The organism is Planktothrix tepida PCC 9214 (assembly GCF_900009145.1).
In the GTDB taxonomy this organism is placed as follows: Bacteria; Cyanobacteriota; Cyanobacteriia; order Cyanobacteriales; family Microcoleaceae; genus Planktothrix; species Planktothrix tepida.
Window position 1 is genome coordinate 101,682 of record NZ_LN889801.1, and the last position, 14,072, is coordinate 115,753.

Annotated in this window: 13 protein-coding genes; 4 read left to right on the top strand and 9 right to left on the bottom strand. The window is 37.8% G+C overall.

All coding sequences use genetic code 11. The features are described 5' to 3' along the window. Positions 1 to 47: 47 nt before the first annotated feature. The 7 genes from petJ to PL9214_RS13310 all read right to left on the bottom strand — a co-directional run bounded on the left by petJ (position 48) and on the right by PL9214_RS13310 (position 6,782). Positions 48 to 386 carry a cytochrome c6 PetJ gene (gene petJ / locus PL9214_RS13280; RefSeq protein WP_072719287.1) on the bottom strand — a complete coding sequence of 113 codons (339 nt, stop codon included), beginning with the start codon at positions 384 to 386 and terminating at the stop codon, positions 48 to 50. A gap of 168 nt (positions 387 to 554) precedes the next feature. Continuing rightward, complete coding sequence (locus PL9214_RS13285) at positions 555 to 2,438, bottom strand: hypothetical protein (protein WP_072719288.1); 1,884 nt, start codon at positions 2,436 to 2,438, stop codon at positions 555 to 557. Between the two features lie 18 nt (positions 2,439 to 2,456). After that, positions 2,457 to 3,419 (bottom strand): lysylphosphatidylglycerol synthase domain-containing protein, encoded by a 963-nt coding sequence (locus PL9214_RS13290; protein WP_222425237.1) that lies wholly within the window; start codon positions 3,417 to 3,419, stop codon positions 2,457 to 2,459. A 262-nt stretch (positions 3,420 to 3,681) separates the two neighbouring features. Then, positions 3,682 to 4,092, bottom strand: a complete 411-nt coding sequence (locus PL9214_RS13295) for a lysozyme inhibitor LprI family protein (protein ID WP_072719289.1) — start codon at positions 4,090 to 4,092, stop codon at positions 3,682 to 3,684. Between the two features lie 74 nt (positions 4,093 to 4,166). Continuing rightward, positions 4,167 to 5,420, bottom strand: a complete 1,254-nt coding sequence (rodA, locus tag PL9214_RS13300; protein WP_072719290.1) for a rod shape-determining protein RodA — start codon at positions 5,418 to 5,420, stop codon at positions 4,167 to 4,169. Positions 5,421 to 5,446: 26 nt separating this feature from the next. Then, a complete protein-coding gene (locus PL9214_RS13305) occupies positions 5,447 to 5,797 on the bottom strand; it encodes a VOC family protein (RefSeq protein WP_072719291.1) in 351 nt (116 codons plus the stop codon). A gap of 43 nt (positions 5,798 to 5,840) precedes the next feature. Continuing rightward, positions 5,841 to 6,782 carry a tetratricopeptide repeat protein gene (locus PL9214_RS13310; RefSeq protein WP_072719292.1) on the bottom strand — a complete coding sequence of 314 codons (942 nt, stop codon included), beginning with the start codon at positions 6,780 to 6,782 and terminating at the stop codon, positions 5,841 to 5,843. Between the two features lie 485 nt (positions 6,783 to 7,267). Between PL9214_RS13310 and patR the strand changes: the two genes are divergently transcribed. Continuing rightward, positions 7,268 to 8,380, top strand: coding sequence for a heterocyst master regulator PatR (patR, locus tag PL9214_RS13315; protein ID WP_072719293.1), 1,113 nt, complete (start codon positions 7,268 to 7,270; stop codon positions 8,378 to 8,380). Between the two features lie 190 nt (positions 8,381 to 8,570). Here patR and PL9214_RS13320 read toward each other — a convergent pair whose 3' ends face one another. Next, positions 8,571 to 9,947 (bottom strand): helix-turn-helix domain-containing protein, encoded by a 1,377-nt coding sequence (locus tag PL9214_RS13320; protein WP_072719294.1) that lies wholly within the window; start codon positions 9,945 to 9,947, stop codon positions 8,571 to 8,573. Positions 9,948 to 10,245: 298 nt separating this feature from the next. Here PL9214_RS13320 and PL9214_RS13325 point away from each other — a divergent pair, with 298 nt between their 5' ends. The 3 genes from PL9214_RS13325 (at position 10,246) to PL9214_RS13335 (ending at position 12,736) form a co-directional block, all read left to right on the top strand. Further along, positions 10,246 to 10,440, top strand: coding sequence for a hypothetical protein (locus tag PL9214_RS13325; protein WP_072719295.1), 195 nt, complete (start codon positions 10,246 to 10,248; stop codon positions 10,438 to 10,440). A gap of 111 nt (positions 10,441 to 10,551) precedes the next feature. Further along, positions 10,552 to 11,517 carry a hypothetical protein gene (locus PL9214_RS13330; RefSeq protein WP_072719296.1) on the top strand — a complete coding sequence of 322 codons (966 nt, stop codon included), beginning with the start codon at positions 10,552 to 10,554 and terminating at the stop codon, positions 11,515 to 11,517. A 19-nt stretch (positions 11,518 to 11,536) separates the two neighbouring features. Further along, positions 11,537 to 12,736: a zinc metalloprotease gene (locus tag PL9214_RS13335; protein WP_072719297.1), complete on the top strand. Its 1,200-nt coding sequence runs from the start codon at positions 11,537 to 11,539 to the stop codon at positions 12,734 to 12,736. A 170-nt stretch (positions 12,737 to 12,906) separates the two neighbouring features. Here the strand turns inward: PL9214_RS13335 and PL9214_RS13340 are convergent, their stop codons facing one another. After that, on the bottom strand, positions 12,907 to 14,016 hold the full coding sequence (locus tag PL9214_RS13340; RefSeq protein ID WP_072719298.1) for a patatin-like phospholipase family protein: 1,110 nt from the start codon (positions 14,014 to 14,016) through the stop codon (positions 12,907 to 12,909). Positions 14,017 to 14,072 lie beyond the last annotated feature (56 nt).

Genomic DNA, 14,072 nt, shown 5'->3' on the forward strand with positions numbered 1-14,072 from the left:
AAGGGTTTGAGAGGTTTAAGGGTATTAAAATTTGGGATTAATTGATATTACTTTGGCCAACCTTGATCGGCTTGAGACAACACATAAGTCGCAACATCAGCAATTTGTTCTGGTTTTAAACGACCTTTGAAAGCTGGCATGGCATTTTTCCCGTTTGTAACTTGGGCTGTGATTGCCTCAATACTATACATTCCATATTTTTCGAGATCTGCTTTTTGTAAGGTATATTTAGCATTGACTAGATTTTTTCCACCAGCATGACAAGATGCACAATTTGCTGAAAATACTTTACCTCCATTTGCTACATCTCCAGCCAATGCACTAGGAACAACAATTAAAACAGCCACTGCAATCATTAACAAGGCTGAGATTAACTTCTTTTTCATCACTATTCTCCTCTGAGGAAATTAAATCAATCCTTCTATCGTGCAAAACAGATTTCTGGTTGTCAAAAGACAGGCTGTCAAACTTCCAATTTAAAACCGTTTACATCTAGGCTGTGTAAGCTGCATACTACGGCACAAATAAATATTAAAAATTATTAATCAAATCGCTTAATCTGGAGTCGGAGAAATCTGTTTCATGACTTCAATATTAGCTGGCTTAATACTTGATTTTGCTTCTAAATCTTTAACTTGATTGGATTTTAGTTTGTCTAGCCAATTCACTAAAATCGTTTCGACATCATCAATAATCTGTTCTTTATTTAATTCTATGCGTAACTGATCTACAAACTTTTGAGTTAATTGTTTTTGTAACTGCATAGCTATAAAATCAGGGGGTTTATTTTTACCTTCCTCCAGAGATTTTTTAGGGTTTTCTGAAATAGCGATCGCAATTTTTTGGGCTACATTATTAGCAACTTGTTGGGGAAGATGACGAACACCTGGAATTTTATTTAACCCTTTATAAATGGGGGATTTTTGGATGGATTGAGAAACTTGATAATGTACATAAGCTTCTAATTCAGGATGAATACTGGGTAAAACCTGAGTAATTGTAAGTTCAACAATCCGATTAGGAATTCCTGGGGGAACTTGTTGAGTCAGGTCTACAAAATCGAGGGCTTGATAGGAGGAAGCAGGATTACCGATTAAATTTTTAATCGCTCCTTTTTTCACAAAAGATTGAACTTGATTAACGCCTTGATTGACCAAAACTTGAATTAATTCTTGAGCAAAACTATAGATAAATTTTAATTTTAGATAATCAATAGTAGGCTGTAATCTAGGAAAATTAGCTCGATTCAAGTGATAAACGGCTGAAATAAACCGCAAGAACAATAATTTAGGAATTAATAAAAACAAATAATACCATAATTTTAAAATAGCTTCCCTTAATGTCAACTCCGGTTGACGACGACGAAGGGCATAGATCTCCATTAAAAATGTTAAAAAGAATAAGGTAATCCAAGGTAAATCAATCAACCAAAATCGGTTAACAAATTCACCATCTATTCCTAAATGTCGAAAATAAAATAACTGCATTAACTCTTGCATTTCAGCTTCAAAAAATTGAAGTTCAGTTTCCCATCCATATTGTTCTAAGTTTTCAAGGCTCCAAAAAGTGTTAAACGCTTGTTTAGCGGATCGATCTGACCAAATTAACTCTGGGGCTAAAAAATTTAAGAGTTTAATTTGATATAAAAATTTTAAGGTGGGTGTCAGTCGAGTTGTAAATTGGGGATCTCGACCATAAATATGATCAATAATTCGATATTTAATTTCCGTTAATTTCCCTAAATTAGGTTGTAATTGTAAGGGATAATTACGGTCAATCAGTTCTATGCTAATTTGACGAATTTCTTTCAATAAACTCTGAGATTTAGGGTGATTTAATCCGTTGTATTTTAAATTAACCTTTAATTCAGAAACTTTTCTTAAATAGTTTTGGCTAAGTCGATCCGGTTCAACCCCTTTAATCAGGTCATAGGTTAAACTAGGTTCATAAAAAATAATTAAAAATCGAATATTTTGATTAAAAAAAAGTAATTGCTTTTTCCAGGTTTTCTGATTAAAATAAACAGGACTCCAAAACAATTCTAAGGCTTGCTGAAAATTATTAGCCTTGACCTGATTTTGAAAACGTTTTTGAATTTCAGCTAAGGTTCCAGATGAATTAAGAACCGGAAAGGGAGGATTTTTAATGAATAGTTCTACACTGGATGTCTGAATCTGCTCTAAGGCTAGTTTAACTTGTTGAGATTCAATCCCAAATTGATTAATCGTTTTTTCAAGTTGATCAATTTGTTGTAAATATTGATTTTGAGGCGTATTTTCAGATTGTTGTTGATGTTGATCTATTTTTAAATAATATTCCCGAAATTTTATGTAGCTTAAATCAAAAATAACTAAACAGAAATTAGCAGTGACAACTAGAGCTAGAATTCGAGCCGTGAGTAGGGATAAACCACTGGATGGAGAAGATGACAATCGCATTATTAGAATCGCCTAGAATCAATAAAATGAACGCTGTTTTTTAATTTCATGAATTCCCAGTAATAAGGTCGCTACAATTAAAGGAAGAAGATAGTAAATTGCGCGATAAGCCAATAAAGCTCCTAAAACCTCTGCTGGATTTGCTTCTGCGGAAACCAAGGTGAGAACAACGGTTTCAAAGACACCTAAGCCCCCTGGAATACTACTAATCATACTAGCAGTCATTGCCAATAAATAGATACTAAAACAACTGAGATAGGAGGAAGTGCTCCCTGCTGGTAATAATAAATATAAAACACCACCCGCAGCCCCCCAATCGAATAATGCAAAAGCGATTAAGGCTAAGGAAAGGCTAACAGTTGGAAAATTTAATTCCCAGTCTCCCAGTTTCAAGGGTTGATGATTGAAACTACTCCATAATAAATAAAGACTAATAGTGAGGAGAAAGATCATTCCGATGGGACGAACAGAGACAAAAGGTAAATCTAAAATACTAGGAATTTGTAAAGGGGTGATTAGAAAAACAAACCCACAAACACCAAATAATCCCAACCAAAATGTTAAGTTAGCGAAAGCAATCACTTGAGCAATCACACCCGCAGGAACACGCCATCCTGAATAGATTCGATATCGAAGAGCACTGCCTGTTAATATGGATAATCCAATATTATTACTAATAGCATAACTAATAAATGCACCGTAGGCAATTTTGCTATAATGCAGGGGGAAACCGATATAACTAAATGCTAAAACATCATAACCTGTTGTCATTAAATAACTAATTAACATCAGGAAAATTGCACCTGATTGATGAGTTTTAGGAATATTCGATAAACTGCTTAAAACATCTTGAAGAGAATATCGTTCTAGCTTTTGACTAATGGCCCAGATGGAAAGAGCAAATAGAAGAAAGCCAAGAAGAGAAGGCCAAATCTTACGCAGTCGATTCATCTCTGAATTTAACCATGAACTGGTGGACATTGATTCTTAACCTCATGCTGGGGACAAGGGGACAAGGGGACGGGGGGACAAGGGGACAAGGGGACGGGGGGACAAGGGGACGGGAGAATGGGAGAGGGGGGGAGTAATAGTTAAGGGTTAATATGGCGATGCCTTTTGTAGATCAGGAGGTGAAATACCTAATACTAACGTTTCATACAGTTCGGTTTTTGGGTTGCCATTTTTGAATGCCCTAGAGATCAATAGATAGTTTTGCTCTAGGGAGGGAATGAAAACCAAAAGATTACTTAATTTGGGCTAAATAGTTTTGGAAGTCTTGAACCCGTTGCTGAGTTACTTTTGTTAAGCAAGTGGTTAGGAATAAAGATTCTGCCGAACCTCCTAAAACTTCACTAGATTCAAAACGGCAGGTTTTGTCTCGGAATGAAATCCAAGCTCGTTGAGCTTCAATTAAGCGTTGTTTTCGTTCAGGTGACAGTTGACCGATTAGGGTTTGGTAATTTTGATTGAGCTTTTTATCCGCTAATACATATTGATCGGATGCACACTTTTTCATTTCTAAATTTGTTCCATTCGGATTACACTGAATATTTTGAGCAATCACAATTGGGACTGTTGCCCAACTTGGATCGACACCAAACAAAAAATTCACCATTAAAAGCAATAGAAAAAAACCGGGTAATAATCGTCGCATATTTTTTTAATAAACTCTGATTTAAGGACAAAGAACATTAGATCTATTCAACAATCCCTTCCGGTTTAAATCCCTTAAAACTTAATACGCTGTCGGTGGTTGGCAACAGATTGGACAATGCCAATGGCAATCCAATTACTCAGTAAGGAAGACCGACCATAACTTAAAAACGGTAAGGGAATTCCAGTGACAGGTGCGATACCAATATTCATGCCAATATTAACAAACACCTGAAACAACAGCATACATAGCACTCCAATCGTAATTAAAGACCCGAAGGAATCTTTAGCCGTTTGAGCAATAATGACTAAACGTAAACAGACAAACCAAAATAGAGCTAATACAGCAATACAACCAATAAAACCCAATTCTTCCCCAACGGCTGAAAAAATAAAGTCTGTATGTTGTTCAGGAATAAAATTCAATTGAGTTTGAGTCCCTTGATACAGTCCCCGACCATACAATTGTCCTGCACCAATTGCAATTCGAGACTGAATTAAATGATAACCACTTCCTAACGGATCTTGCTCAGGATTTAAAAATCCAATCAGCCGCATTTTTTGATAGTCTTGCAGGACATTCCATAAAATATGGCTTAACTGTCCCGCTCCTAAATTCGCTAATAAAGCCAGAGGGCCTGTCAACCATCTCAAGGGAAGACTCCACCACCCCACAAAACCCATCAAGATCGCCCAAACAATTCCCACCGGGAGAGAAACATTAAATACAATGGCTGTAATCACTGGAGACACCAGCAAAATTAACCACCCCGGATGAATATTGCCCCAATACATCATGCCAACGGTAATCGCACCAAACACTAAGGAAGTTCCTAAGTTCGGTTCAATAAAAACCAATCCCCAAGGAACCGCAGCAATTCCTAAAATCCGAACCATATCCCCTAAATTTGGCGTTTTTAACTCTTGAAGTAAAGCCGCCAAGGTAATAATAATTCCGACTTTGGCAAATTCTGAGGGTTGGACATGAAACCCCGCAATATTAATCCAGCGTTGCGCTCCTAATGCCGTTGTTCCAATGATTTGTACCGCAATCAAAGACAAATTGGTAACGCCATAAATCACCCATCTCCACTTAATCAGACGTTCATAACGACATCGAGAAAAAATGAGAGCTAAGATTAAACCCACCCCTCCAGTTACCCAATGTTGCCACCAATCCGTTAACCCTTGGTTTAATTCCACACTGCGGATCATAATTCCCGCAAACAAGGTGAGAGCAATGCAACTCGCCATTAACAACCAATCGACTTCAGCCCAAGCATAAAATCGTGAACTCCGGCGACTTCCCACTCGGATTTTTTGAAACATAGTTTTTTAGTGCAACTTTTCTTAACTCATTTATTGGGTTCATACAGGTATTCAAAGCCATTTCCGTCAGGATCACGACCATAAAAAGAGGCTGTACCATCTCGATGTTCATGAATCGCCGTCACCGGAATTCCTTGGGCTTTTAACGCTTGATAGGCGCTTTCCATCTCACTGCGTTGATTAAACACAAAGCCAAAATGGGGGCCTGCTTGGTCATAACCAGGACTCAGTAATGCTAATCCATCTTCACCTGCTTTTAAATAAGCCCAGTCCGCATCCTTCCAAACCAGATCCATGCCTAAGTTTTGATAAAACTGAGCGGATGAGTCAATATCGTTGACACAAATAGCAACATGGCCTAAACGTTTCAGGTTCATCATGACAACAATTAACGTCTCTATAACTTTCTATTGTAGGGAATTAGTTACTAGATGCTGGAGCCGAGGGGCGGGGTTCAGGAACCTCCGTTGCGGGTGCTGATTCAGTTTGGGGTTGGGTTTCTAACGGTTTCGGCTCAGGGGGTTCACCCGACTTAGCAGGAGCCAGATTTCCTCCGGCTTGTTTTTGAATTTGATCTTTATAAACCGCCGGAGCTAAATCAACCGCTTTAGCAAATAAAGGTTCAGCTTCTTCGGTATTTCCTTGTTGTTTTAAAACCAATGCTTTTGCATAAACAGGGCGGAAATCTTGGTCGTTATTTTTAATCGCTTCATCGTAAATCGCTAGGGCTTCATCATAGCGTTTATCTTCAGCATAAACCTGCCCTAAAATTAATTGTACCGACATTTCATCAATCGTACCGGGTGCAGTTTGATTGACAGTCGCGGCAGATTTAAGCGTATCTTGTAATAATCCAATTGCCGCTTCAGGACGTTTTTGTTCTAAGAAAAGATTCACTAACCCTTGTAAGGCTTGAATATCTCCAGGTTGACTCGCTAAAATTGTGCGATAGGTTTGAGCCGCGCCTTCTTGATCTCCAGTATAGGCTTTAGCCTGTGCTAAAAGAACACTGTAACGTGTATCTTCAGGGTGTTTTTTTGACAGTTTCTCTAAAGGTTCAATCACATCTTTAATCTCCGCTTGCTTAAAGCGAATAAGCTCTAATTTAGCTTGCAATAAACCCTTCAAAGCCGTTTCATTATCTGGTTCTCGCTGCAATACTAACTCATAACCACGAGCTTGTGCTTGTAAATCGGATTGTTTACCCGTTGGAGTTGATTGCGTGGGTGTTGGAGCAGGTTGTCGTTTGGACTGATTGTTTTCCACAATCCCACTAATCAGTGGCCCCATAGAAAATCCCACAAAGGCGATTACAGCTAACACTAAAACTACACCAATAAACCCACGACGTTTATCTACCATGAAACTCAATCCTGAACTGATTAGGCCAACTTCCTTGTAGCTAATATCCTAACAGAAGCCAGAGACTCCCACTTAACTTTATTTTCTACAAACTCAGTCCTTCAGGCACAAAGCCTACGGATTTGTCCGATCAGCCTGTGGATTCAGTACAATAGGTAAGTTAACTCAAGATCAATTGTGATGGCAGCCTTCAAGCACTTAACTTGAGATGACAACATTTTCTGACAGGATAAACAATAGGCTACGGCTTTAGGGTAGGCACAAATCAACCTCGGTTGTTTGTTAACAACAACGATCTAGGTCAAAGTATCTTTACTGCTTCCTATTCCTCAAGAAGGGGTGCAAATGTTGAAATGTCCTGATAGTGTTGATCCGTGACTTAAGTTTAGTGTCAAACTTTTACCTTTCCTCAAATCATTAGGGAAGATAGGTTGGTTTGCCATGTCCTCGCTCCCATAAGGGATGTGTCTCCGCTAAGAGGTTTTATGAGTCCTTCTCCCAATCGCTCCTCTCAATCTAAACGTTCTTCCCGCTCAAGTCCAGTTAATGAGCCAGCCGTGAATATGTCTAAAGATATCCATTTGGATGCACCTCATGAGAGTGAACGTGTCATCCCCGAACCGTTAAAAGAAACACCACCAGAACCAGAAAGTGCTGATCCAACACCCCAAGAGGGTGCATTGGATCAGCCTGAAATGATGGAATCCGAAGAAGAAGCAGAGGAGGAATCTTCTGAATTTTCTGAATCTCCCGAATCTGTAGAGCGTCTCTGGCAACATCCAATTCCGCCCCCTAGCGAAGCTCGCCAGTATCGGGCTATTGGATTAGTTCATGGCCGATATATTGCTTCTGCGGATCAGTTTACCCAAGGAACTTTACTCACCAGTGAAGGAAAACTTCTGGATGCAGTGTTATTAGGTCGAGTCATGAGTTTAGTGAAAAAACATATTGACTTAGATCAAGATCATCTTTGGGTGGTATATCCTCGGACACGTCAACAAGAAGGAAATTTACACGTTCAAATTATGGGGGTTTGGGAACCTGAAACCCTCCGATCTGATGAATCTGAAATTTCCGATGAATCTTCACCCGAAATAAAAGATTCTGCATCGGTTTCTGAGGAATCAAAGTTAGTAGAATCTGGGAATAAAATTGAAGCCTTACCGGACGTTCAACAGGGCTATTTTTCCATTCGAGGTGAGGTTGTTTATCAATCTCAAGAAGTTGAGAAATATGTCATTGTTAAAATTCGCCAAGCTCCTCGTAAAGATAATGATAAACCCAAGTTTTTCAAACTCAAACTGATGGGAATTGCGGGAATGAGAGCCGTCGGTCATTTCTGGGATTTACACGTTCAGTTACAGGAAGATTATTTGGTCATCCAAGAAAGTCATGATATCGGCTTTCTTCCTACTAAAAAGCGCAAACCTCCCTTTCAAAAAGGTGGCCCCAGAAGACAACCGGGTCAGGGTTACTCTAATCCGGGTTCTCGTCCTCCTTATAAGCCTAAATTCCAATCGGATGCGCCTCCGCCTCCTCCCCGTCGAGAACCCCTTGCTAAACCGTTAAAACGGAAAGCTGCATCAGAAGAAAGTTAAAGCTATTAGCCGTTTTTTTAACAATTAATATTAATTGAAATTCCCCAGAGCTAAAAGCTAGGGGAGTTTCAATTAAACCAACAGAGCAGTGAAAATGTTGTTTCCAGGTTAAATATTCTGACTCAATATTATCCTAAGTTTAAGGGTATGGATACAGAGCAAGAAACTGATTACATCCTTCAAGATTTGCTCAATCTTGAGACCGCTTTTTCACATATTCTTTAATCACAGGTTGAAGGGTGAAGCCAAATGCTTCCCTGTCTATAGCTTTTTCAATTAAACCGCGTTTCCTCAAAGACTGTACGGCTTTCAAAAATTCTGAGTCCGACAAAAATTCTGCGGGTTTACTGCAAATATCTGCTGCTGTCTCTTGGTTAGCTAACCATACCATGACCAATTTTTCTGACTCTGATAACCTTTGATAATGTTCCTGTAATATTGTTTCTAAGTCTCCTAAAAACAGAGTAGAATAAGATAGAAATTGAGCAACGCTACCATTAAATAAATCGAGTATCGTTAAAGCAATAATGTTTAACCAGGAAGGGTTTCCGCCATAAAGATTAATCAGTTTTAACCATTGATCTTGATCATTTAATCCTCTCGCCTTCAAGAGTTGTTCTCCTGACTCTCCTAAACCTTGAAGTTCTAAACTTCGACAATGGGAGTTTTCAGCTTCTAAGGTAGCAATTTCTATGGGTTTTTCCCAACTCAGGAGTAGCAAGCAACTGTTATGTGACGATCGCCCAATTTGCTTTAATAATTTACCATAATTTTTGTATTCTGGGAAATAACTACCGACTAATTCCCCACTGGTTAATGTTTCTTGAAAATCATCAAGGATAATCAAACAACGATGCGATCGCAAAGAGTCAATAATTGATAATTGTTGAGTTTCTTGCTGTCGGAAAAGAAACTCAATTAAGTTAGTTTTTAGGGATTTTAGACTAGAAAATTGACTATGACTTCGCCAGATTACCCGATCAAAGTCCTCTTTTATGTGTTCAACCAGTTGGGTAGCGAGGGCTGTTTTACCAATACCAGATAATCCAAAAATAGTGATGATACGACTATTTTCCGTCAGTATCCATTGTTTCAAGGTGTTTAATTCTTGGGTGCGGTTGCAAAATATTTCGCATTCTGAGACTTCGGTTATATCGTGGTATTTTTCGGGTTCATTGTTGTCTGAGTTAACGGGGGAAGGTGATCGGTTTTTTGTGGTTTCTTGAGAATGCGGATTTTCTCCACAGACTGTAATGCTACTTCCAAAAGATTGACTCTGTACAACAAAATTACCCACTTGGGAATTAGAAATATTATACCGTTCCATCGTGGCGCGGAAGTTTGATTTATTAACTTTTTCGCCTAATTCTTTTGATATTATTTCCCATAAATTGCTTGCAACTCTCTTGACATTCGCTTCACTACAGTGATAGCGTTCAGCAATTTCTCCATATTTTTGATTATGCCAAACCCCTATTAACACAGCTTGTTGTAGACTATTTAAGTGTGTTCCTGTTTTGATAAACATCAACTCATCGGCCCACTTCAGGATTGTTTGAACATCCATAGGCGATACAAATATTATTTTGTCAGAAATCATACTACTTTTTTCATCCTTTTGCAACTTTTTTTAACTAAACTCTACTTTTTAAACCAATGACTACTCAAAAAGGTCTGTCAAAATCTATCCAAACTTAGACTTTTTATGACTTTACAAATTCCTGAGAATGCTTATTATGAAAAAGAGAGATAAAAATTAAATAAACTAGCTTTCAAGAGAGCTAGATTTGTAGTCCAATATGAAATGACTGCTTGATTTTCAAGGGTATATTCATAGAAATTCGTTTAATCTTAGGAGAAAAGTCATGAACCCAGACAAAACAGTTGAAAACATGGAACAGAAATTTAGCGCCCTCAGTGCTGAAGATTTGGAAAATTTGGAAGTTGAAGAACTTGAACAGCGTCTTGAGTTAGCAGCTATTGATTATACTGCAACTATTATCACCTTTGCGGCGATCAAAACCCCTGATTGTAGGACACTAGGCGTTTGGTTTTGTTAGGATATAAATCTAATTTCACCTGATAAATGCAGAATTCGTACAGGCTTTTACACTGTAAAATCTGCATTTATTTTTGTTCATTTTTGATATTTATTTATTCGATTTAAAATCATGAATAATTTTAACTTTACAGAGAATCATAATAACAACACAGATTTGATTGCGAAAGCAAACTTGCTACAAGCTCAAGAAACTATCGAAAATGTCGATAAAATTATTTGTGGTTTAGGTAACCAATGGCCTAATGATATAGAATTCCCAATAAACTTTGTTTTTTTAGAAAGATTTGGGCCTCTATTATTTTTAGATGTTTTTCCATCACTGACCCTAGAAACAATTCGCCCCATTATGGTTGCTGAAAAACTTTTAGGAACATCCTTGGTTATGTGTGATTGGATTACAGATCGTACAAACGATGCTTTTCTAGCCACTAAATACGGCTTGAGCATTCAAGCAATGCAGTTAGAAGGTTATCATATTTTATACTCTATTTTTCCTCCAAATTCAAAATTTTGGCAACGTTTTCGCAACTATTACCAAGAATATATGGATGCCTGCATTAAAGAACAAAAATTCGCTTCAGGCGAGTTACCCTTCTCTGAATATACCGAAGAATTAGCAATTGAAATCACGGCTAATAAATCAGCACCTATTAAAAGTAATATTGCTGCTTTAGTAGAATTGTCAGGGGATGAGAGTCTTTTTGAACCTTTGACTGCTGCTGTTAAACAGTATCTAATTGCTCGTCAAATCTGGGACGATATTCAAGACTGGAAAGAAGATTTACAGTTTGGTATTCCTTCTTTATTACTGTCGCGTATTATTCAGGAATGGCCGATTAAACCTGATGAAATTAACCTAAAAAACTTAACTAAAAAAATGTACTATGGCGGACATATAAACTATGTAATCGAAATCGCTTGTCAAAGTCTTGAACTCGCTAAAGAACTAACAAAAGATATTCCCGAACTGGCTTGGCGAAGTGTAGCAATTTCAGCTTTAGAGAGTAATTTTAAATCACTATCTCAGGATATCGAAAAAATCTGTAATAAAAATCTTGAATCATTGCAAAAGTAGACTATTCAAAACAACATAAATGCACAAAAAATATAGCTTGCAAGAACTTCAAAAAAGACTGGTGGTGGAAACATCAGAAAATCGACCTGTTTATTTATTATTAGTGGGTAATCCCCCCAAATATATCCGATTATCTGTTTTTGCCTATGAACTCCTCTACGAAAATAGCTTAGGTAAATCCTTTGAAGAAATTTCTGAAATAGTCCGGCAAAAAACAGGGAAAAATCTATCACCCTCTGAGGTAGAGGCAGCTTATCAAAAAGTCATCTCTGACCTGAGCGAAATCGAAGAAAATAAAAAAAACCAGCTTTCAGGTTTTTTACTGCGCCTGCCACTTATCCCCCAAAAAATTGTTAATAAGATTGCATCTTATCTTTCAGTTGCCTATTATCAACCCGTAGCGATTTTACTTTTAACTATTATTATTGTAGCTACAGGATTTGCCCCGCGAAATGATTTATTTTTAAGATTGGCAAAAGAAGACTTAATTTGGGGATACTTTTTCTTTTTCATTTCTCTGCTATTCCACGAGTTAGGTCATGCTAGTGCTTGCGTTTATTATGGGGCAGAACCTAGTAATATTGGTTTAACAATTTACTTCATATTTCCAGCCTTTTATAGCGATGTCACCGATGCTTGGAGATTGAAACGTTGGCAGCGCGTCATCATTGATTTTGGAGGAGTATTTTTTCAACTAATTGTTGGTGCAATTTATATAATTTTTTACAAATTTACGGAATGGGCTGCCCTTAAAATAGCTATTTTAGCGATCGCTTCCAGTTGTATTTTATATCTAAACCCAGTCTTTAAATTTGATGGTTACTGGGCTTTATCAGACGCTTTAGGTGTGACCAATCTCAGTCGAGAACCCGGACGCATTTTCCGTCACATATTTAGTCAAATCAACAACCCATCAAACAAGCGTTTACCCTGGTCTCCACTAATGATGTCTTTTCTGGCAATCTACACAGTTACTAGCTTTAGCATTATAGGATATTTTATCTGGCTAGTTTTCCCAATTTTATGGCGACAACTTCTGGGCTATCCTCTTGTAATAACTACCTTCATCGAGAAATTATTCACTTCCCCTAACCAACTGGGTTTTGAGCAAATTACATCTTTTCTGACTTCTACATTGATGGTCGGTATCCTCTTGTTAATAGGTTGGAAATTCATCCAATTTTTATTGACGGCTATGAGAAGATTATTGAAGAAATGACTGTACATCCCTCTTTTGTCACTAAGAGGAATTTGGAGAAAGTTACGTCATTTCAGGCTACGGAAAATCAAGGTTTTCCCTTAAAGTGACAAAAGAGAGGTACATCAAAAACCGGAAGGGTTAGTAGCAAACTTCTGAGAATTAGGGTAACTATAACCTTTCTTTTGATTTTAACGGGATTCATTATTCAAACCCATCTGTTTTAATCGAGTTTCAATAAACTTTTTCCCTTGTTTTTCCCCATCTTGAATCAAGCGATTAATCATTTCTGGAGAGCGATCTAATTTACTTTCATAATTCAATAGTTTGGCTAAATCTTCAGACATTTCAATCATCGGAATATGGTAATCTTGGTCAGGATCATCAGGAAAAGATTTAGGAATTTTCATCGGTTCTTTCACATCAATTTTAGCGAGAAATTCCTCGTTAAATGCCCCCCTTAAAAAGAGATTATTGAGATTTTCGATTTCACCAAGGCTTTGAAATAAAGAGAGGTTTCCCTCTAATTCATTACGACGATCAGCAATATCATCGGCCTCTGTGGGAATCTTATCCCTAGTTGTGGGATTGATTTTAATCACCCAAATTTCTTGGGGAAGATTAGCAATTCCCACAAAATTGCTTTTAATCAAAGAATCAATCGGTGGATTATCGGAAAAAAGTCCGTCCCAATAAGCCATTTCTTCAATAGAAACAGCCGGGAAAAGGTTCGGTATGCAAGCAGAAGCCAAGATATGTTCGAGTTTAATAGCTTCGCGATAGGAGTTGAATTTATGTAATCTCCCTGTGAGGATATTACAAGCGCCGATCAGTAAAATTGGGGGTTCGGGTTGCATACCCCAAGTCGCTAATTCTGAGAAATCAATATGAGATCCTAGTAATTCTTCAAAATCAGTAAATCGACGGCGTAAACCTTGGGTCGCAAAGGAAAACCAAGCTTTAACAATCGGTGAATAAGGACTTAAATTGTACTGAGGAATTTTCCCTTTGCTGACCCATTCCAGAGTTTTAATTGCAGAATCGTTGAAAAACTTTTCTTGAGCGGTTTGGGCTGTATTATCTTCCCAAAAGTCGATCAGTCGTTTCCAAACAATATCATCTCCTTTTTTCAGGGCGTACCAAATCAGAAATGCACAGATCGCGCCTCCAGAAGTTCCACTTAAGCTGACAATATTAAAATAATCCTGAATCTTGTTTTCAAATAGGGCTTTAAAGACACCCGCCGTGAAAGCGGTTTGGCTTCCTCCTCCCTGACAAGCGATCGCAATTTTAGGCTTCATATAGAATCTATTCTAAAGGTTTTCGGACTAATGGGTGCAAGGCTGGATCAGTTTAA